Source organism: Bradyrhizobium niftali (assembly GCF_004571025.1).
GTDB classification, from domain to species: Bacteria; Pseudomonadota; Alphaproteobacteria; order Rhizobiales; family Xanthobacteraceae; genus Bradyrhizobium; species Bradyrhizobium niftali.
In genome coordinates this window covers 117,108-136,522 of record NZ_SPQT01000026.1, presented here as the reverse complement: position 1 = coordinate 136,522, position 19,415 = coordinate 117,108, and the positions used below count along the sequence as shown (strand labels likewise).

Below are 19,415 nucleotides of genomic sequence, written 5' to 3'. Positions count from 1 at the left end.
GCTATGGTGTCCCGCAATCTCTGTGACGACAGGACGAGGATATTTCAGTGGCTGATGTTCATCCCGCGGCGGGCAAGCAGGTCTCGCCGGACGCGCTCACCAACATTCCACGGCTGGTGACGGCCTATTTCGCCGGCAAGCCCGACGTGGCTGACCCGGCGCAGCGGGTGGCGTTCGGCACCTCCGGTCATCGCGGCACCTCGTTCAAGACCACCTTCAACGAGGGCCATATCCTCGCGACCACGCAGGCAATTTGTGACTACAGAAAGGAAAAGGGGCTGACCGGCCCGCTCTTCATCGGCATCGACACCCACGCGCTGGCCGAACCTGCTCTCGTCAGCGCCGTCGAGGTGTTCGCGGCTAACGGCGTCGACGTCATGATCGACAAGGACGGCGGCTACACGCCGACGCCTGTGATCTCGCACGCGATCCTCACCTACAACAAGGGCCGCACGTCGGGTCTGGCGGATGGCGTCGTCGTCACGCCCTCGCACAATCCGCCGGAAGACGGCGGCTACAAATACAATCCGCCGCATGGTGGCCCGGCCGACACCGATGCGACCGGCGTCGTCGAGAAGCGTGCCAACGCCTATCTTGCCGACGGGCTCAGGGGCGTGGCGCGCATGGACTACGCCAAGGCGCGCAAGGCTGCGAACGTGCATGCTTACGACTTCATCACGCCCTACGTCGCCGATCTCGGCAACGTCGTCGATCTCGATCTCGTCAAATCCGCCGGCATCAATATCGGCATCGACCCGCTCGGCGGCGCCGCCGTGCATTACTGGCATCCGATCATCGAGCGCTACGGCCTGAAGGCCACGGTCGTGAACGAGGCGATCGATCCGACCTTCCGCTTCATGACGGTCGACTGGGACGGCAAGATCCGCATGGACTGCTCCTCGCCTTACGCGATGGCGAGCCTGATCGGCATGCGCGACCGCTTCGACGTCGCCTTTGCCAACGACACCGATGCCGACCGCCATGGCATCGTGACGCGGACCGGCGGCCTGATGAATCCGAACCATTATCTCGCGACGGCGATCTCCTATCTGTTCGCGCACCGCCCGAACTGGGGCAAGGATGCCGCGATCGGCAAGACCGTGGTGTCGAGCTCGATCATCGACCGCGTCGCGAAAAAGCTCGGTCGCAAGCTGGTCGAGACGCCGGTCGGCTTCAAATGGTTCGTCGACGGCCTCCTCACGGGCGGCTTCGGCTTCGGCGGCGAGGAGAGTGCAGGGGCCTCGTTCCTGCGCCGCGACGGCACGGTGTGGACCACCGACAAGGACGGCATCATCCTCGGCCTGCTCGCCGCGGAGATCATGGCGAAGACCGGCCGCGATCCCAGCCAGCTCTTTGGCGATCTCACCGCCGAGTTTGGCATGCCCCATTACGCGCGCATCGACGTCGCGGCGACCACGCCGCAGAAGAACATTTTGAAGTCCGTCACGCCCGAGCAGCTCGGCCTGAAGGATCTCGCCGGCGATCCCGTTCGTGCCACGCTCAGCAAGGCGCCCGGCAACGGCCAGCCGTTCGGCGGCATCAAGGTCGAGACCGATTTCGGCTGGTTCGCGGCGAGGCCGTCGGGGACGGAGGACGTCTACAAGATCTACGCGGAAAGTTTTCGCAGCACCGACCACCTGAAGCGGATTCAGGAAGAAGCCCAGGCCGGGCTGGCGAAGGTGTTCGGAACGTAACTGCCGGCGAAGACGCCTCTTACCTTCCCCTCCAGGGGGGTGTTCCGTATCGCGCGCTGTCATCACCCGCGAAAGCGGGTGATCCAGCACGCCGCGGCGGAAGTTGTGTGAACCAATGACCGCCGCGGAGTACTGAATTCCCCGCCTCCGCGGGGAATGACGGTAGGGTCGAGCCTGTATACACAGTTTTGCATTTAGGTATCAAGGTACGCAAATTTCGGCCTTGAACGGCACTTTCTCCCCTGGTAATGTATACATAACGTATTCATAAGCCTTGGGAGTGAGACCGGTGACAAAGCCCTTCCCCATGAACGCCTGGTACGCCGCCGCCTGGGACGCCGAGGTGAAGCCGGCGCTGCTGCCGCGGACGATCTGCGGCAAGCACGTTGTGATGTACCGGAAGGCCGATGGCTCGGTGGCTGCGCTGGAGGATGCCTGCTGGCATCGCCTGGTGCCGCTGTCGAAGGGACGGCTCGAAGGCGACACCGTCGTCTGCGGCTATCACGGCCTGAAGTACAACGCGCAGGGGCGCTGCACCTTCATGCCCTCGCAGGAGACCATCAATCCCTCGGCCTGCGTGCGCGCCTATCCCGTGGTCGAGCGCCACCGCTACATCTGGCTCTGGATGGGCGATCCCGCGCTGGCCGATCCCGCGCTCGTGCCCGACATGCACTGGAATCACGATCCGGCCTGGGCCGGCGACGGCAAGACCATCCGCGTCAATTGCGACTACCGTCTCGTGCTCGACAACCTCATGGACCTCACGCACGAGACCTTCGTGCACGGCTCCTCGATCGGCAACGACGCGGTCGCCGAAGCGCCGTTCGACGTCACCCATGGCGAGAAGACTGTTACCGTGACGCGCTGGATGCGCGGCATCGAGGCGCCGCCGTTCTGGGCCAAGCAGCTCGGCAAGCCCGGCCTCGTCGATCGCTGGCAGATCATCCGTTTCGAAGCGCCATGCACCATCGCCATCGACGTCGGCGTGGCGCTGACAGGCACCGGCGCGCCGGAAGGTGACCGCTCGCAGGGCGTCAACGGCTTCGTGCTCAACACCATCACGCCGGAGACCGAGAAGACCTGTCACTACTTCTGGGCCTTCGTCCGCAACTACCAGATCGGCGAGCAGCGCATCACCACCGAGATCCGCGAAGGCGTCTCCGGCATCTTCCGCGAGGACGAGCTGATCCTCGAAGCGCAGCAGCGCGCGATGGACGAGAACCCCGATCGCGTCTTCTACAACCTCAACATCGACGCCGGCGCGATGTGGACGCGCAAGCTGATCGACAGGATGGTGGCGAAGGAAAACGCGCCGCAACACCTCCAGGCCGCGGAGTAAGCCGACATGGCCGAGCGCGAGGTCGACCGCTCCGTCTCGCAGACCGTGAAGGCGCAGCTCGCGCTGCGCGACCAGATCCTGTCGGGCTCCTTGCGTCCCGGCGAGCGCATCTCCGAGCTTCAGGCGGTGGAGACGACCGGCGCCTCGCGCACGCCGGTGCGCATGGCGCTGGTGCGGCTGGAGGAGGAGGGCCTGTTGGAGGCGATCCCCTCCGGCGGCTTCATGGTGAAGGCGTTCTCCGAGCGCGACATCTCCGATTCCATCGAGCTGCGCGGCACGCTGGAAGGGCTCGCCGCGCGCTTTGCCGCCGAGCGCGGCGTCTCCGCGCGCGAGCTCGAGCCGCTGAAGGAATGTCTCGCCGCGATCGACGAATTGCTGCGCCAGGTGCCGATCTCGGTCGATGCGTTCTCGTCCTATGTCACGCTGAACGCGCGCTTCCACGCGCTGCTCACGGAATTGTCGCGCAGCCCGCCGCTGATCCGGCAGATCGACCGCGCCTCCGCGCTGCCGTTCGCCTCCCCGAGCGGCTTCGTGATGGCGCAGTCGGCGCTGCCCGAGGCCCAGCAGATCCTGATCATCGGGCAGGAGCACCACCGCGTCGTCATCGACGCCATCGAAAACCGCGAAGGTACGCGCGCCGAGGCTGTGATGCGCGAGCACGCGCGGCTCGCGGTGCGCAACCTGCGGCTCGCGCTGCGCAATCGGACCCATCTCGACCTCTTGCCGGCGCTCGCGCTGATCAAGACCGCAACCGATTAGGGCAGTCACCATGCGCTTCATCGAAACCTGGACCCCGGCGACGCTCGTCTCGACGCGCGACCTTGCGCCCGGCATCCGCGAATTCCTGATCCTGCCCGACCGGTTCGACGGCACAGCCTATCCGGTCGGCAGCCACATCAATGTCAGCGTGACCATCGACGGCCTGCCCGAGACGCGATCCTATTCGCTGGTCGGCGAGGCCACCTCGCGTGGCCTCAAGATCGCGGTGCGCCGCGCCGAGGATTCCCGCGGCGGTTCGCGCTATATGTGGCAATTAGCACCGGGCGCGCGGCTCGACATCACGCAGCCCGCCTCGCTGCTCGCGGTCGACTGGGCCCGCGAAAACTATTGCCTGATCGCCGGCGGCATCGGCATCACCCCGATCCTCGGCGCCGCGCAGGCGCTGGCGCGACGTGCCGCCGATGTCACGCTGCATTATGCCGTGCGCTCGCGCGGCGAGGCCGCCTATCTCGACGATCTTGCCGGCATGCTCGGCGACCGCCTTGTCGTTCACGCGAGCGACGAGGGCCGGCGGCTCGATCTCGACGCGCTGTTCGCGTCATTGCCGCAAGGCGCGCTGGCGCTGTTCTGCGGCCCGATGCGGATGCTGGACGCCGCGCGCCACGCCTGGATCGGCGCCGGCCATCCGCTCGCCGATCTTCGGTACGAGACGTTTGGCTCCAGCGGCACGCTGCCGACCGAGACCTTTCGCGTGCGCTTGAAAGACTCCGGTGTCGAACTCGAAATCCCGCGCGAGCGCTCGATGCTGGACGTGCTCAATGCCAGCGGCCACGACGTGATGTACGATTGCAAGCGCGGCGAATGCGGCCTCTGCGCCATCGACGTCGTCGCAGTCGACGGCGAGATCGACCATCGCGACGTCTTCTTCAGCGACCATCAGAAACAGAGCAACCAGAAGATCTGCGCCTGCGTCTCCCGCGCCCGCGGCACCATCACCGTGGACACGCTGCTGCGGGCGGACGCGGTCTGAGGCGGGGCTGGAAGGCGTACTCGGAAACGCGATCAGCCTGAAGGCATGCGCATCCGCTCTACGCGCGGGAGCAGGCGGGTGCGGTTCGTCCTGGCGCTGAGGGCCATTTGCAGGCGGACCAATTCCGTGACGAAGCGGGCTTCGTTTTGCCGCGCCAACGAGCCGGTAAGAGCGCTTCGTGCGGTCCACCAATCATGATAGGTTTGCTCTCGGCAGTAAACGTGTTCAGCCGGTCTTGGACAACAAGGGTGGAGGTTCTGCCATGAAATCCAATTCGGTCTCGCTGGCAGTCGACGAGTTCGCCACAGGGAGTGCCGACTCGCTGATCTTGATCGGCCGCATTCTGCTCGCGTGGGTATTCGTCGGAAGCGCGTACGGCGCAATACACGACTTCAGCGGCTCCGTGAGTTATTTCAGGTCCCTGCACCTTCCAGCACCTGAGCTGTTCACCATGACGAACATCGCACTGGAAGTATTGATATCCGTTGGTTTGATATTGGGCGTCGGTACGCGCTACTGCGCAATCCTGACGTTTGTGTTCGTCGTGGCGGCAACGGCTGTTGCGCACCGCTACTGGGAGTATCCCGCGGGTGCGCAGCAGGTTGGTCAATACAACCACTTCCTGAAGAACATCTCGATCATGGGCGGCGCGATGCTGATCTTCGTCACCGGCGCAGGCCGGTTCAGTTTCGATCGGGCATCGTAGCCGACATCACTTCAAGTTGGGTTTGAAAGCTGCCTCGATCACGCGGCGGACGCTCTTTGAGAGCGGTTTCAGGGCCTTGCTCACGAAGGCGAAGAAAAGCATCAGCCATGTCGCAAGCGCGGCACACCACAGCAGGACGTCCAATATCTCAGGCATGATGATGCCCCTCAAAAATAACTACTCTGAAAGGGGGCAAGTGTTGCCTAATGGAGCCGACACGGCAAGTCCTCGTTAGAGGTAGCGCGCCGAAACACTCGGAAAGCACTCTCAGAACAGCGGGCTACCTTAGGTCAGCGAAGCAGACTGATCCCATGGCTGCGGAGACTTTGCGAGTCTATGCCCTACGCCGCGTAAGTCGCCCGCAGCTTCTTCGTGTCGAGCAGCGCCAGAACCTGCTCAGCCGACACCGGCCGGCTGATCAGATAGCCCTGGATTTCGTCGCAATTGATCTGCCTCAGATATTCGAGCTGATCGGCAGTCTCGACGCCTTCGGCGACCACGCCGATGCGCAGGTCGCGCGCGAGCGAAATCACCGACTTCACGATCGCGGCACAGTCCGGCTGGACCAGCATGTCGCGGATGAAGGACTGGTCGATCTTGATGCGGCTGAACGGCAGCTTGCGCAGGTAAGTGAGCGACGAGAATCCGGTGCCGAAATCGTCTAACGCAACGGTGACACCGAGTTGCAGCAGCGCGTTCAGGATCGACACGGCCGATCCGTATTTCGACAGCAGCATCGATTCGGTGATCTCGATCTCGAGCCGGCTGGGAGAGACCTTCGCGTCGGCCAGCGCCTGCACGATGGTCTGGAGGATGCCGGTGTTGTGAAACTGCGCCGCGGAGAAATTCACGGCGACCCTGATGTCCTCGGGCCAGTCCGCCAGCGTCGCGCAGGCGCGCCTGATCACCCATTCGCCGATCGCGTGGATCAGCCCGGTCTCCTCGGCGATGGGGATGAACTCGCTCGGCGGCACCAGCCCTCGCGAGGGATGCTGCCAGCGCAGCAGCGCCTCGAAGCCGGTGATCCGGTTCTCGCCGAGGTCGAGGAACGGCTGGAAGACGAGAAACAGCTCGTTGCGCGCGATGGCGCCCTCGAGGTCCGATTGCAGCGCCTTGCGATCGCGGGACAGCCTGTCGTCGCTGACCTCGAAGAAGCAGACCGTGCCGGGTCCGGCCTTCTTGGCGCGGTAGAGCGCCGCGTCGGCGTTCTTCATGATGTCGAGGGCCGTGTTGCCGTCGCGCGGTGCCAGCACGATGCCGACGCTGGTCGCGCCCGCGAGCTGGCGGCCCTCGATCGGGAACGGCTCGGTGAAGGCTGCGACAAAGCGCTCGGCGATTTCTAGCGCATCCTCGGGCCGCGCCAGGTTGGCCATCACCAGCGCGAACTCGTCGCCGCCGATGCGCGCGACGTGCTCGGCCGCGCGGGTACAGCGTTGCAGGCGGCTTGCGACCTGGACCAGGAATTCGTCGCCGGCGGGGTGGCCGAACTTGTCGTTGACCTCCTTGAAGCGATCGAGATCGAGCAGCAGCACCGCGAACTCTTCGCCCGACAGGGCCAGCCGCTTCAAGGCGGCATCGAGCGTCTCGTTGAAGGCGAAGCGGTTGGGCAGGAGAGTCAGCGGATCCTGCCGCACCGTGCGCTCGGCCTCGACCTGCCGTATCACGCGCCGCGCGAACCCGATTGAATTCACGAACACCGCGCGCAGCAGCACTGACCCGTAGACCACCACCAGGATGGCCATCAGCACATAGGCCGGATCGCCGTCACGGCCGAGGCAGATGGCGATGCCGACGAAGATCGGGGTCGTGAAGGCGATGGCCGCAATCGGGATGGTGGCGAAAGCCAGCGCGCCGCCGGCCAGCATGCCCGAGCAAAGGCAGGTGATGACAAGCTGGCCGCCGGTTGCGGCGTTTGCGAAGAAGGCGACCGGCACGATGCCCCAGGCGGCCCCGAGGATGAAGGCATTGCGCACCAGCCGATGCATGGCGCGGCGCGAGACGAATTGCGGTTTTGTGATCCGGCGCGAGGCATGGGACTGCACCCCGAACGCGATCGCGGCAGCGGCGACGACGACCGCCCAGATCAGGGCGAACGTCCGGTCCGGCGAATGCCACAGCGCGATGGCAAGCACGGCGGCGTTGCAGGCATTGGCGAGCATGATGCCGACGGAATAGCCGAGCACCAGCGACATCTGTTCCGCGCGGATATGGCCGGCCATGGCTTCGTCGGTTGCGGGACCGCCGAACGCTGACAGATCGCCGGCGAACAGCCGCGCGAAATAGGTGGTCAGTTGAGTCCGCATTCTAGAGCCTAGCAGGATGGGCCGTTCGTCCGGCTCGATCAGGAGAATTCGCTGCAAACCTTTGACGAACTATGAATTATCCCCGCCTGTCACGGTCGCCGCGACCACTTCTGCGTGTTCCATCGACAGTATCGATAACAAATCGATACAAATGCGACACCCCGCGTTACGGTTGTAGCCGCGGCCGAGTGTTCGCCACTAACTCCGCTGTCATGCCCCGCGAAGGCGGGGCATCCGGTTGCGGCCTATCGGATCAATCACCGGCGCTGGTGGAATACTGGATCGCCCGCCTTCGCGGGCGATGACACCGGTGTCCGGGAGACGCGATCACCGCCCCAGCTGCTTCGGATCGTAATAGAACCGTTCTTCGATCAGCTGGTCGCCTTGCCAGGTCTGCCACGCGATCTCATCCAACGTTCGGATGACGCCTTCCGCGCTGGTGAAGCTGAACCGCCAGCGTGTCGCGACAGTGTCGCCCTCGATCAGGCTCGGCCCGATGCGCACGGCCTTGACCTCCTTGGTCGCGGCCAGCACGCCGCGCTCTTTCGCTGCCAACTTTTCCCGGCCGACGGTCGGCGCGGCGTTGTTTTCATAAGTCGCGGCGTCGGGCGCATAGAAATGTTCGATCGCGCCGACGAAGTCCCCATCCTCCAGCCGCTTCGCAAAGGCTTCGACGATTTCACGACTGGGCATGACATACCTCACGATTAAAACCGACTGATGGTCGGTAAATACCGACCGGCAGTCGAAAAGTCAACTGGCCGTATCAGCCGAATTGGATTAGACGACACTCATGGCGAAGCAGGCGGAGCGGCGGGCGGCGACATCGGAGGCGATCCTGACGGCGGCGCGCCGCCTGTTCGGGACGCAAGGCTTTGCCGCCACCACCATGGACGAGATCGCGGAGGGGGCCTCCGTCGCCAAGGGTGCGGTCTATCATCACTTCAAGACCAAGGAGGCGGTGTTCGAGGCCGTGTTCGACCAGGTCTCGCGCGACCTCGTTGCGGAGATCGACAGCACCGCGCGGGCCGAGAAGGACGTGCTCGCTGCGATGGTCGCGGGCACCCAGCATTACTTCGCAGCGACCGCCAAGGGCCCGACCGGCCAGATCATCCTGCGCGACGGCCCGGCCGTGCTCGGCTGGGAGCGCTGGCGCGAGATCGATGCCGAGCATTTCGGCGGCAAGCTGCCGCGCGCGATCGCAGCCGCCATGGAGGCCGGGCTGATCGCGCGGCAGCCGGTCGAGCCGCTGGCGCGGCTGCTCCTCGGCGCGGTCACGGAGGCTGCGGTCGCCTGCGCCGGACGCGCCGATATCGCAAGGGCGGGCGCGGAATATGCCCGTGCGTTCAAGTCGCTGGTCGAGGCGCTGCGTCTGCGCGCATGATCGTGGTAAGCCACGAACGGAAACGCCCACACCAACAAGAACACTGGCAAGACATGACCGCAAACTCCTCTCTCGCACCAATCGATCCCGAATTCGACTACATCATCGTCGGCGCCGGTTCCGCCGGCTGCGTGCTCGCCAACCGCCTGTCTGCGAACGGCAAGCACAACGTGCTGCTGCTCGAGGCCGGCCCGAAGGATTCCAACATCTGGATCCACGTGCCGCTCGGCTACGGCAAACTGTTCAAGGAGAAGACTGTCAACTGGATGTACCAGACCGAACCGGAGCCCGAGCTGAAGGGGCGCCAGGTGTTCCAGCCGCGCGGCAAGACGCTGGGCGGCTCGAGCTCGATCAACGGCCTGCTCTATGTTCGCGGTCAGCACGAGGACTATGACCGCTGGCGTCAGCTCGGTAACACCGGCTGGGGCTATGACGATGTGCTGCCCTATTTCAGGAAGGCCGAGAACCAGTCGCGCGGCGCCGACCAGTATCACGGCAGCGGCGGGCCGCTGCCGGTCTCTAACATGATCGTGACCGATCCGCTGTCGAAGGCCTTCATCGACGCCGCGGTCGAGACCGGTCTGCCCTACAACCCTGATTTCAACGGCGCCACGCAGGAAGGCGTCGGCCTGTTCCAGACCACCACGCGCAACGGCCGCCGTGCCTCGACGTCGGTCGCCTATCTCGGCCCGGCGAGGACGCGCGGCAATCTCAAGATCGAGACCGGGGCGCTCGGCCAGCGCGTGCTGTTCGAGGGGCGCCGTGCCGTGGGCGTCGAATACCGGCAAGGCGCGCAGCTGCGCCGTGCCCGCGCACGCAAGGAGATCGTGCTGTCGAGCGGCGCCTACAATTCACCGCAGCTACTCCAGCTCTCCGGCGTCGGTCCTGCCGATCTGCTGCGCAAGCACGGCATCGATGTCGTGCTGGTCGCGCCGGGTGTCGGCCACGATCTCCAGGACCACATGCAGGTCCGCATCGTGATGCGCTGCTCGCAGAAGATCACGCTCAACGACACCGTCAACAACCCGATCCGTCGCACTTTGGCCGGCGCGCGCTACGCGCTGTTCCGCAAAGGTTGGCTGACGATCGCGGCCGGCACGGCGGGCGCGTTCTTCAAGACCAGCCCGCGGCTCGCCTCGCCCGACATCCAGGTGCACTTCCTGCCGTTCTCGACCGACAAGATGGGCGAGAAGCTGCACGACTTTTCCGGCTTCACCGCCTCGGTCTGCCAGCTGCGTCCCGAAAGCCGCGGGTCCTTGCGCATCCGGAGCGCCGATCCGACCGTGCCGCCGGAGATCCGCATCAACTACATGTCGACCGAGACCGATCGCACCACCAACGTCGAGGGCCTGAAGATCCTGCGCAAGATATTGAATGCGCCGGCGCTGAAGCCGTTCGTCGTGGGCGAGGTCGATCCCGGGGCGAAGGTATCCACGGATGCCGAGCTGCTGGATTACTGCCGCGAGCGCGGCAGCACCATCTACCATCCGACCTCGACCTGTCGTATGGGCAATGACGCGCTCGCAGTGGTGGACCAGCGGCTGAAGGTGAGGGGGCTCGAAGGCCTTCGCGTCGTCGACGGCTCGATTATGCCGGACCTCGTGTCGGGGAACACCAACGCGCCGATCATCATGATCGCCGAAAAGGCCTCCGACATGATATTGGAGGATGCGCGGTAGAGCATGATCCGGACCCGGAGGGCCGCGTTAGCGCAAAGTGGGCACCGGTTTTCCGATAAGATCATGCTCAAATAAGACAACGCGCAGTGAAAGGACCAGGACTTGGCTACTCGACTCAAGATCGGCACACGCAAGAGCGCGATGGCGCTGGCACAGACGGAAGAGATCGCGCGCCGCCTGACCGCCGCCGTGCCCGATCTCGACGTCGAGATCGTCAAGTTCGACACCACGGGCGATCTTGACCAGACCAGCAAGCTGTTGCCGCATGGCGGCAAGGGCGGCGCCTTCGTGGCGCAGATTCGCGCCGCCGTGCTGTCGGGTGAACTCCAGGCGGCGATGCATTCGCTGAAGGACATGCCGGGCAACGAGGACACGCCCGGCCTCGTCATCGGTGCCACGCTGTCGCGCGATCCGCCCAATGACGCGCTGGTGCTGCGCGACGGCGTGACGCTGGCGGCGCTGCGCCAGTCGCGCGGCAAGGGGTTCAAGATCGGCACCAACGCGGTGCGTCGCGCGGCCTATGCGCGGCGGCTGTTTCCTGACGTGGAGGTCATCCACTTTCGCGGCGCGGCCGACACGCGCGTGCGAAAGCTCGACAACGGCGAGAAGCAGCGCCTGCCGGATGGCGGCGCGGTGGGGCCTGCCGATGCGCTGATCATGGCGCGCTCCGGCCTCGATCGCGTCGGTCTTGCGGACCGCATCGCCTACGAGTTTACGCCCGCGGAGATGCTGCCGGCGGCAGGACAAGGCATCGTCGCGGTCGAATGCGCCGCGCAGGACTGGCAAACGCGAAAAATCCTGTCGTCGATCGACGATCCCGCCGCCCACGCCTCTGCCGATGCCGAGCGCGAGGTGCTTTGGGTGCTGAATGGCCACTGCAATTCGCCTGTCGCGGGCTTCTCGACCATTGCAGGCGGTCAGATGTCGCTCACCGCGTCCGTGCTCGACCTCTCCGGCAACACCATCATCGAAGCCTCGCGCACAGGCCCCGCCAACCGGCCCCGTGAGCTTGGCCGTGCCGTGGGTCTCGATCTGCTGACGAAGGGCGCTGCCGAGATCATCGAGCGCAGCCGGCCGCGCTAGCCTGCTTCAAAACGATCGTCGGTGCGATCATGGCATCGTGCGCCTGTCTTGCCCGACGTGTCCAAGACCCCTTGTGAGTCGAGCAATGCTCGGCTCAGATTCTTCAATGACTTGTCTACTGTGCATGGGGTTGTTTTCGCGGTTTTATGATTTCATGGTTCGAGACGCGCCGTAAGACGGCGCTCCTCACCATGAGGTCTGGGGTGCCGCCGCAGAACGAGACCTCATGGTGAGGAGCGCGCTCTTGCGCGCGTCTCGAAGGATGGCCGCAACGAGACCGCCGCTTACCCCCGCACCCGCTTCAGCATCTGCTCGACATGGGCGATCGGCGTCTCCGGCTGGATGCCGTGGCCGAGATTGAAGATGAAGCGCCCGGCAGCGAAATTCGCCAGCACGTTGTCGATCGCGCGGTCGAGCGCGGCGCCACCGGTAATGAGCACCAGCGGATCGAGATTGCCCTGCACCGCGACGCGTGATTGCACGCGCTCGCGGATGAAGGCCGGCTCCGCGGTCCAGTCGATGCTGACGCCGTTGACACCGGTCGCCTCGACATAGCCCGGCAATTGCGCGCCGGCGCCACGGGGAAAGCCGATGATCTTGGCGTCCGGCACCTTCGCGCGTACGCCCTCGACGATGCGCCGCGTCGGCTCGACCGACCAGCGCGCGAACTCGGCCGGCGGCAGCACCCCGGCCCAGGTGTCGAAGATCTGCAAGGCATCGGCACCGGCTGCGAGTTGCGCCAGCAGATATTCGATCGAGTTGTCGACCAGCACGTCGATGATCTTCGCAAACGCGTCCGGATGCCGGTAGGCCATCATCCGCGCCGGGGCCTGGTCGGGCGTGCCCTGGCCCGCGACCATGTAGGTCGCCACCGTCCACGGCGCGCCGCAGAAGCCGATCAACGCGGTCTTGGGATCGAGCGCGCCGCGCACGATCTTCAAGGCCTCGAACGCCGGCGCGAGCTTGCCGAAGTCGGCGCGCGCGGCGAGCGTTCCGACCTTCGCGGGATCATCCAGCGGCTCGAGCCGCGGACCTTCGCCGACCTCGAAGCGCACGGAGCGGCCGAGCGCGTAGGGGATCACCAGGATGTCCGAGAAGATGATCGCCGCGTCAAAGCCGAATCTCCGGATCGGTTGCAGCGTGACCTCGGCGGCAAGTTCCGGGTTGAAGCAGAGATCGAGGAAGCCGCCGGCCTTGGCCCGCACCTCGCGATATTCCGGCAGGTAGCGGCCGGCCTGGCGCATCATCCACATCGGCGGGATGGCTTGGCGCTGGCCGGAGAGCACGTCGATGAAAGGCTTTGTCGCAGACTGGGGCACGAATGGTCCTGAGCAAGGTTACGGCTCCTGATACACCGCGGCGGCCTTCAGCGGAACAGGGGAACAAGCGCATTTGGGCCGCGTTGACCAACCTATGGAGGAGATCATGGCTGAGTCATTCAATCCCGCGCCGCACGACAAGCACGCCGACGATCTGCATGAGGCGCTCGCCGCCGATCGTCATGCCAAGCTCGATACCGGGCTCAAGGACAGCTTCCCGGCGTCCGATCCCGTGAGTGCCGCCCAGCCGACACCCTCGAAGGCCGATGCGGACGCCGACAATCCCTCGCTCTGGGACAAGGTTAAGGCCATCTTCAGCTAGCGGGAGCGGAGCCGGATTCCGATAGGTTCGCTAATACCCTGTTAGCGATGCGCTGATCCTTGCGTCCGTAGGACTACGGGAAAGCGCAGGTATCGCGGTGTATTTCGGCAGTCATTTCAGAGTTCAATAATAGAAGCGGCAGAGTTTCCGAAACGATCGGAGAATTCTGCCGCATGAGCGCTGCTACCCAAAGAGCCGGATGGAGCCGCCTGCCGCTACGCGCGGCGGCGTTTGTCGTGCTGACCTGCGCGACCATCCTCGGCGTCAGCGCCTGGCGGGAATGGGCCGCGCGCGACGCAGTGCTCAAGGGCGCCGAGACCGAGATGGCGAACGTTGCGCGATCGCTGACGCAGCATGCCGAGGACAGCCTCGATCTGCTCGATTCCGGCGTCGTCGGCGTCGTCAGCCGGCTGGAGATGGACGGCACCGAACCCGCCACGATCGCCAAGCTCAGAAACCTCATGGAGGTGCGCAAGAAGGCGACGGAGCGCGTGCACAGCTTCGCCGTCATCGACGACCGGGGCAATTGGCTGACCTCGCCCGGCACGATCGGCTCGACGCTCAGCGACGACGCGTTCTTCCGCCATCACCAGCTCTCCCCGAAACGAGAGGCCCATCTCGGCCGTCCCGTGAAGAGCCTGCTCGATGGCGAATGGGTCCTCACCCTGTCGCGCCGCTTCAACAAGGCGGACGGCAGCTTTGGCGGCGTGGTGCTCGCGACCATCAGCTCCGGATATCTGTCGCACTTCTACGAGCAGTTCGAGATCGGCCGCAACAGCTCCGTCGCGCTGACACATGGCGACGGGCTGATCGTCGCGCGCTACCCGAGCAACGAGAAATTCGCCGGACGCAGCGTCGCCGACAAGCCGCTGTTCCGCAACCCGAGCCTGCAAGGGCCGAGCGGTGCCTATCACTTCAAGTCGCCGCTGGACGGCGCCGAACGCGTCAGCTTCTTCAAGCGCTCTGGCCGCTATCCGTTCTTCCTGCTCGCCACCGTCGACAAGGACGAACTGCTGGCGCCCTGGCGGGCCGCCGCGATTTCCCGCATGCTCTATGTCCTCGCGCTGGTCATGTTGATCGCGATCATCGGCGCGGTGCTGGTGCGGCAGTTGCAGCGGGGCCAGCGCATGGCCGCAGCCCTGGTCGAGAAGGAAGCCCATTTCCGCCTGCTCGCCGAAGGCTCCAGCGACATGGTGACCCGTATCGGGCTCGACGAGCGGCTGCGCTATGTTTCTCCCTCGTCGCTCCGGGTCGTCGGCTGGCGGGCCAACCAGCTGATCGGAACGCCCGCACTCGCGGGCGTTCATGCGGACGACCTGCCGCAGGTCGAGGCCCTCGTCGATGCCATGAAGCGCGGCGAGAAGGATGAGGTGCGCGTCACCTATCGCAACTCGCACCGTCAGAAGGGCGAAGTCTGGCTCGAATCGACCATGCGGGTGACACGCAAGGACAACGGCAACGTCGACGGCGTGGTCGCGATCTCGCGCGACATTACCGAGCAGAAGACGCTGGAAACCAGGCTCGAGACGCTCGCGATCGAGGACAGCCTCACCGGGCTTGCCAACCGCCGCTGCTTCGACGACCGGCTGAACGACGAATGGGCGCGCGCCTATCGCGACCGCTCCAGCCTCGCCTTGCTCATGATCGACGTCGACCATTTCAAGGCCTACAACGACGAATACGGCCATCCCGCGGGCGATGCCTGCCTGCGCGTGGTCGCAAGCATCCTCGCGGCCGAGATGCACCGCGCCGGCGATCTGGCGGCGCGCTACGGCGGCGAGGAGTTCGCCATGCTGCTCCCCAATACCGATGCGGGCGGCTGCGCCCGGATCGGCGAGCGGATCCGCGAGGCCATTCACCAGGCGGGCCTCGTCCACGCCTCGAGCCCGATCTCGGCATCTGTGACCGTCTCGCTCGGCGGCGCGACCTGCCGGCCGGCGTTCGAGCGCACCGCAGGGTCCGCTTCACTCGTCGAGGCCGCCGATCGTGCGCTCTACGCCGCCAAGGATACTGGTCGTGACCGCCTGACGATGTCGGGCGAGGTCGTGAACCTGCTGCCCAAAGCGTCCGGTCAGTAAAGGCCGTCCAGCAGTAATATCGCTCAATAATGCGGCGGGCGCTCGTTGGCAGGTCCCGGCGAATTCGTCTCGGCCTCCTGCAGCCGCTCGTTGAGCTGCGCGATCTGCCGGGTCAGCGCGTCGATCTGCTTCCACTGCGCGGTGATGGTCTGGTTCAGCGTCTCGATCGTATCGTCCTGATAGGCGAGGCGCGTCTCCAGCCTGTCGATGCGTTCGCTCAGCGTCTTGATCTCATTCGTCACGTGTCGCGTCCTTGTCCCGTTCCCGCAGGCCAAGTTCCTGCAAACCATGGCCGAGCGCGACGCGCTCGTCGAACACGAAGCATTCGCCGCGCCAGCGGCTCTGCGCCTCCGGCACTTCCTCCAGATATTTCAGGATGCCGCCCTTGAGGTGATAGACCTCGGCAAAGCCGCGCGCGAGCAGGTGCGCGCTCGCCTTTTCGCAGCGGATGCCTCCGGTGCAGAACATCGCGATCCTGCGGTGTTTTGCCGGATCGAGCTGTTCGGCGGCAAAATCCTTGAACTGCCCAAAGCTCTTGATACCGGGATCGACCGCACCCTCGAACGTGCCCATCGCCACCTCGAAAGCGTTGCGGGTGTCCAGCACCAGCGTGTCCGGCGCTGCGATCAGCGCGTTCCAGGCGTCGGCATCGACATAGGTGCCGACCTGGCGCGTCGGATCGGCAGCCGCGTCCCCGAGCGTGACGATCTCCTTCTTCAGCCGTACCTTGAGCCGACCGAACGGCATCGCCTCCGCGTTCGAGAATTTCAGTTCGAGATTGTCCAGCCGGCCGCCGAAGAGGGCGCCGTGCGCAAGCTCATGGACAAGGGCGTCGATCGCCTCCGGCGCTCCCGCAACCGTGCCGTTGATGCCCTCCTGCGCCAGCAGCACGCTGCCCTTCAGCGCCAGACCAGCGCAGAACGCGCGCAGCGGTTCGCGCAGCTCGCGGTAATCGGGCAGTGCGGCGAATTGGTAGAAGGCGGCGACCTTGTGGATCATGGCGGCTCGTTTAGCAGGCGGCCGCCGCCCAGAAAACCCGCATGGCCCCGGACGGCAAAAGGTCTATACGCCCAGCGGATGGCAGCCATTTCGCTGGTATGCCAGCATTGCCCCGGCGGGCCGGAATGTGTCATGTAGGCCCGGTTTTTCCGAGACGGCGCGCCCTCCGCGCCGACGGCCCAAGAGAGCCCTGAGAGAGCAAAACTTCGATGAGAAACTTCCATTTCCCCGGCAGGTCCACGGTCCACGTCACCAACGCGATGGTCGCGACCTCGCATCCGCAGGCCTCGCTGGCCGCGATCGAGGTGTTGCGCGAGGGCGGCACGGCGGTGGACGCGGCGGTGGCCGGCTCGGCCGTGCTCAGCGTGATCGAGCCGCAATCGACCGGCATCGGCGGCGACTGCTTCGCGCTGATCCAGCCACGCGGTGAAGGCAAAATCATCGCCTATAACGGCTCCGGCCGGGCGCCGAAGGCTGCGAATGCCGACTGGTATCTCGAGCGCAAGATCAATTCCGTGCCGCTGACCTCGGCGCACGCGGTCTCGATCCCCGGCGTGATCGACGCCTTCGCGACCGTGCTGCGCGATCACGGCAAGTTCGGCTTCGACCGCCTGCTCCAGCCCGCGGTCAAGGCGGCCGAAGAGGGCTACGTCGTCGCGCCCCGCATCGCGTTCGACTGGAAGAACCAGTTCGAGAAGCTGAAGGGTGGCACCAACACCGTGCGTTACCTGCTGCCGGGCGGCAAGCCGCCGGTGGCCGGCGACGTCATCCGCCAGGCCGAGCTCGGCAAGACGCTGCGGGCGATCGCCAAGGACGGCCGCGACGCCTTCTACAAGGGACCGGTCGCGGAGGACATGGTCGAGACCCTGCGCGGCATCGGAGGCCTGCACACGCTCGACGATTTCGCCGCGCACACCACCGAGACGACGACGCCGATCGGCACCAATTACAAGGGCCACGACGTCTGGCAGTGCCCGCCGAACGGCCCGGGCGTCACCGCACTGCTGATGCTCAACATCCTGTCGCGCTTCGACCTGACCAAGTATGCGCCGCTCAGCGTCGAGCGCTTCCATCTCGAAGCCGAAGCCGCCCGCATCGCCTACATGAACCGCGAGATGCATGTCGCCTCTCCCGAGCACATGAAGATCAACGTCGCAGAGATGCTCGAAAAGGGCTTTGCCGACGAGTACATCAGCAAGATCCGCATGGACGGCATGCTCGACCTGCCGAACGTCGCGCCGCCGATGAACCCCTCGACCATCTACATCACTGTCGTGGACAAGGACCGCAACGTCTGCTCGTTCATCAATTCGGTCGCGCATTCCTTCGGCTCGGCGATCGTCTCGAACAAGACCGGCGTCTTGTTCCAGAACCGTGCCGGTGGCTTCCGCATCCAGCCGGGCCATCCGAACTGCATCGAGGGCGGCAAGCGCCCGCTGCACACGATCATGCCGGGCCTGCTCACCAAGGGCGGCCGTTCCACGATGTCGTTTGCGGTGATGGGCGGCCAGTACCAGCCGACCGGCCAGACCCATCTCCTGACCAACATCCTCGACTACGGCTGCGACGTGCAGGAGGCGATCGACATGCCGCGCGGCCTGCACTACGAGGGCCAGTACCAGCTCGAGGACAGCGTGCCGGCTGACATCGTCGAAGGCCTGAAGAAGCTCGGGCACAAGACCACGAGCGTGGTCGGCCCGCTCGGCGGCGCCCAGGCGATCTGGATCGACTGGGACAAGGGCACGCTCACCGGCGGTTCCGACCCGCGCAAGGACGGCTGCGCGCTCGGCTACTGAGCGAGGCCCAGAGCTGCAAACGTTACGGCTGGAAACCGCACCCGCGTTGCGCTAGACACCTCCCGCCTCAAACGGAAGGTGTCTCATGCAGCGTGTCCAGCGCGTGCTCCTCGCCATCATGTCGGCACTCGCGATCACCGTGATCGTCAGCGTGTCCGATTTCGTTTTCACCACGGCCTCGGCCCAGACCGCAGGAAAGACCATGACCACAGCTTCAGGCTTGCAAATCATCGACACCGCCGTCGGCACCGGCGCCTCGCCGCAGCCCGGCCAGATCTGCGTGATGCACTATACCGGCTGGCTCTATGAAAACGGCCAGAAGGGCAAGAAATTCGACTCCTCGGTCGATCGCAAGGAGCCGTTCGAGTTTCCGATCGGCAAGGGCCGCGTGATTGCCGGCTGGGACGAGGGCGTCGCCTCGATGAAGGTCGGCGGCAAGCGCACGCTGATCATTCCGCCGCAGCTCGGTTACGGCGCGCGCGGCGCCGGTGGGGTGATTCCGCCGAACGCGACGCTTATGTTCGACGTGGAATTGCTCGCGGTGAAATAATCTACACCGTCATTCCGGGATGGTCCGAAGGACCAGACCCGGAATCTCGAGATTCCGGGTTCGCTTCGCGCCCCGGAATGACGGCACAAACAAAAAAGACCGGCCCTGCGGCCGGTCTTTTCGTTTTCAGTCTGACGCGCGTCACTCTGCCGCGCGCCTTGCCGCAGCCGCGGCGCGATCGATCGCTTCCTTCGCGGCGTCCTTGGCATCGCCCATGGCCTGCTGGCCCTTGCCCTTCACTTCCTGGACCACGCCTTCGCCCTTCAGGCGTTCGGAACCGGTGGCCTCGCCGATGCCCTGCTTGGCCTTGCCGATCGCCTCGTTGGCGTTGCCTTTGATCTTGTCGGTCGTGCTACCCATGAAACTCTCCTTCCAGTTCTATCGCGGGGACAACACGGGGCGACTGCGAGCGT

At 65.2% G+C, this 19,415-nt stretch carries 19 protein-coding genes; 12 read left to right on the top strand and 7 right to left on the bottom strand.

Annotated elements, in window-relative coordinates; translation table 11 throughout:
- The first annotated feature begins 47 nt into the window (after positions 1–47).
- The 5 genes from pgm (at position 48) to E4K65_RS34645 (ending at position 5,489) form a co-directional block, all read left to right on the top strand.
- The gene (gene pgm, locus E4K65_RS34665) at positions 48–1,694 is read left to right on the top strand and encodes a phosphoglucomutase (alpha-D-glucose-1,6-bisphosphate-dependent) (protein ID WP_135177954.1); all 1,647 of its coding nucleotides are present in this window, start codon (positions 48–50) and stop codon (positions 1,692–1,694) included.
- Positions 1,695–1,983: 289 nt separating this feature from the next.
- Positions 1,984–3,033: an aromatic ring-hydroxylating dioxygenase subunit alpha gene (locus E4K65_RS34660; protein WP_167771395.1), complete on the top strand. Its 1,050-nt coding sequence runs from the start codon at positions 1,984–1,986 to the stop codon at positions 3,031–3,033.
- A 6-nt stretch (positions 3,034–3,039) separates the two neighbouring features.
- Positions 3,040–3,792, top strand: coding sequence for a GntR family transcriptional regulator (locus tag E4K65_RS34655; RefSeq protein ID WP_135177952.1), 753 nt, complete (start codon positions 3,040–3,042; stop codon positions 3,790–3,792).
- Between the two features lie 10 nt (positions 3,793–3,802).
- Entirely contained in the window at positions 3,803–4,783 is a 981-nt protein-coding gene (locus E4K65_RS34650; RefSeq protein WP_135177951.1) for a PDR/VanB family oxidoreductase, read from the top strand.
- Positions 4,784–5,045: 262 nt separating this feature from the next.
- Positions 5,046–5,489 carry a DoxX family protein gene (locus E4K65_RS34645; RefSeq protein ID WP_167771394.1) on the top strand — a complete coding sequence of 148 codons (444 nt, stop codon included), beginning with the start codon at positions 5,046–5,048 and terminating at the stop codon, positions 5,487–5,489.
- 6 nt (positions 5,490–5,495) lie between these two features.
- Here the strand turns inward: E4K65_RS34645 and E4K65_RS47800 are convergent, their stop codons facing one another.
- The 3 genes from E4K65_RS47800 to E4K65_RS34635 all read right to left on the bottom strand — a co-directional run bounded on the left by E4K65_RS47800 (position 5,496) and on the right by E4K65_RS34635 (position 8,485).
- The gene (locus tag E4K65_RS47800; RefSeq protein WP_167771393.1) at positions 5,496–5,645 is read right to left on the bottom strand and encodes a hypothetical protein; all 150 of its coding nucleotides are present in this window, start codon (positions 5,643–5,645) and stop codon (positions 5,496–5,498) included.
- 185 nt (positions 5,646–5,830) lie between these two features.
- Complete coding sequence (locus E4K65_RS34640; RefSeq protein WP_135177950.1) at positions 5,831–7,792, bottom strand: putative bifunctional diguanylate cyclase/phosphodiesterase; 1,962 nt, start codon at positions 7,790–7,792, stop codon at positions 5,831–5,833.
- A gap of 327 nt (positions 7,793–8,119) precedes the next feature.
- Complete coding sequence (locus tag E4K65_RS34635) at positions 8,120–8,485, bottom strand: nuclear transport factor 2 family protein (protein ID WP_027549364.1); 366 nt, start codon at positions 8,483–8,485, stop codon at positions 8,120–8,122.
- Between the two features lie 100 nt (positions 8,486–8,585).
- On the opposite strand from E4K65_RS34635, the gene E4K65_RS34630 reads away from it, so the two are divergent.
- From E4K65_RS34630 to hemC, 3 genes are all read left to right on the top strand, one after another.
- Complete coding sequence (locus tag E4K65_RS34630) at positions 8,586–9,176, top strand: TetR/AcrR family transcriptional regulator (RefSeq protein ID WP_135177949.1); 591 nt, start codon at positions 8,586–8,588, stop codon at positions 9,174–9,176.
- Positions 9,177–9,229: 53 nt separating this feature from the next.
- Entirely contained in the window at positions 9,230–10,855 is a 1,626-nt protein-coding gene (locus E4K65_RS34625) for a GMC family oxidoreductase (protein WP_135177948.1), read from the top strand.
- 102 nt (positions 10,856–10,957) lie between these two features.
- The gene (hemC, locus tag E4K65_RS34620) at positions 10,958–11,938 is read left to right on the top strand and encodes a hydroxymethylbilane synthase (RefSeq protein WP_135177947.1); all 981 of its coding nucleotides are present in this window, start codon (positions 10,958–10,960) and stop codon (positions 11,936–11,938) included.
- A gap of 284 nt (positions 11,939–12,222) precedes the next feature.
- On the opposite strand, the gene hemE is transcribed toward hemC, so the two are convergent.
- Positions 12,223–13,257, bottom strand: coding sequence for a uroporphyrinogen decarboxylase (gene hemE / locus E4K65_RS34615; protein WP_135177946.1), 1,035 nt, complete (start codon positions 13,255–13,257; stop codon positions 12,223–12,225).
- Between the two features lie 106 nt (positions 13,258–13,363).
- Between hemE and E4K65_RS34610 the strand changes: the two genes are divergently transcribed.
- Together E4K65_RS34610 and E4K65_RS34605 are read left to right on the top strand one after the other, a co-directional pair.
- Positions 13,364–13,579: a hypothetical protein gene (locus E4K65_RS34610; RefSeq protein ID WP_027549359.1), complete on the top strand. Its 216-nt coding sequence runs from the start codon at positions 13,364–13,366 to the stop codon at positions 13,577–13,579.
- A gap of 173 nt (positions 13,580–13,752) precedes the next feature.
- The gene (locus E4K65_RS34605) at positions 13,753–15,657 is read left to right on the top strand and encodes a sensor domain-containing diguanylate cyclase (protein WP_135177945.1); all 1,905 of its coding nucleotides are present in this window, start codon (positions 13,753–13,755) and stop codon (positions 15,655–15,657) included.
- A 23-nt stretch (positions 15,658–15,680) separates the two neighbouring features.
- Here E4K65_RS34605 and E4K65_RS34600 read toward each other — a convergent pair whose 3' ends face one another.
- Both E4K65_RS34600 and trhO read right to left on the bottom strand, forming a co-directional pair.
- Positions 15,681–15,899, bottom strand: a complete 219-nt coding sequence (locus tag E4K65_RS34600) for a SlyX family protein (RefSeq protein ID WP_135177944.1) — start codon at positions 15,897–15,899, stop codon at positions 15,681–15,683.
- A complete protein-coding gene (trhO, locus tag E4K65_RS34595; RefSeq protein ID WP_135177943.1) occupies positions 15,889–16,656 on the bottom strand; it encodes an oxygen-dependent tRNA uridine(34) hydroxylase TrhO in 768 nt (255 codons plus the stop codon). Before trhO ends, E4K65_RS34600 begins: the two co-directional genes overlap by 11 nt.
- Positions 16,657–16,865: 209 nt before the next feature.
- Between trhO and ggt the strand changes: the two genes are divergently transcribed.
- Positions 16,866–18,452: a gamma-glutamyltransferase gene (gene ggt / locus E4K65_RS34590; protein ID WP_135177942.1), complete on the top strand. Its 1,587-nt coding sequence runs from the start codon at positions 16,866–16,868 to the stop codon at positions 18,450–18,452.
- A gap of 85 nt (positions 18,453–18,537) precedes the next feature.
- Positions 18,538–19,002 carry an FKBP-type peptidyl-prolyl cis-trans isomerase gene (locus tag E4K65_RS34585; protein WP_135177941.1) on the top strand — a complete coding sequence of 155 codons (465 nt, stop codon included), beginning with the start codon at positions 18,538–18,540 and terminating at the stop codon, positions 19,000–19,002.
- A gap of 141 nt (positions 19,003–19,143) precedes the next feature.
- Here the strand turns inward: E4K65_RS34585 and E4K65_RS34580 are convergent, their stop codons facing one another.
- Positions 19,144–19,362 carry a CsbD family protein gene (locus tag E4K65_RS34580; protein WP_135177940.1) on the bottom strand — a complete coding sequence of 73 codons (219 nt, stop codon included), beginning with the start codon at positions 19,360–19,362 and terminating at the stop codon, positions 19,144–19,146.
- Positions 19,363–19,415: the final 53 nt, after the last annotated feature.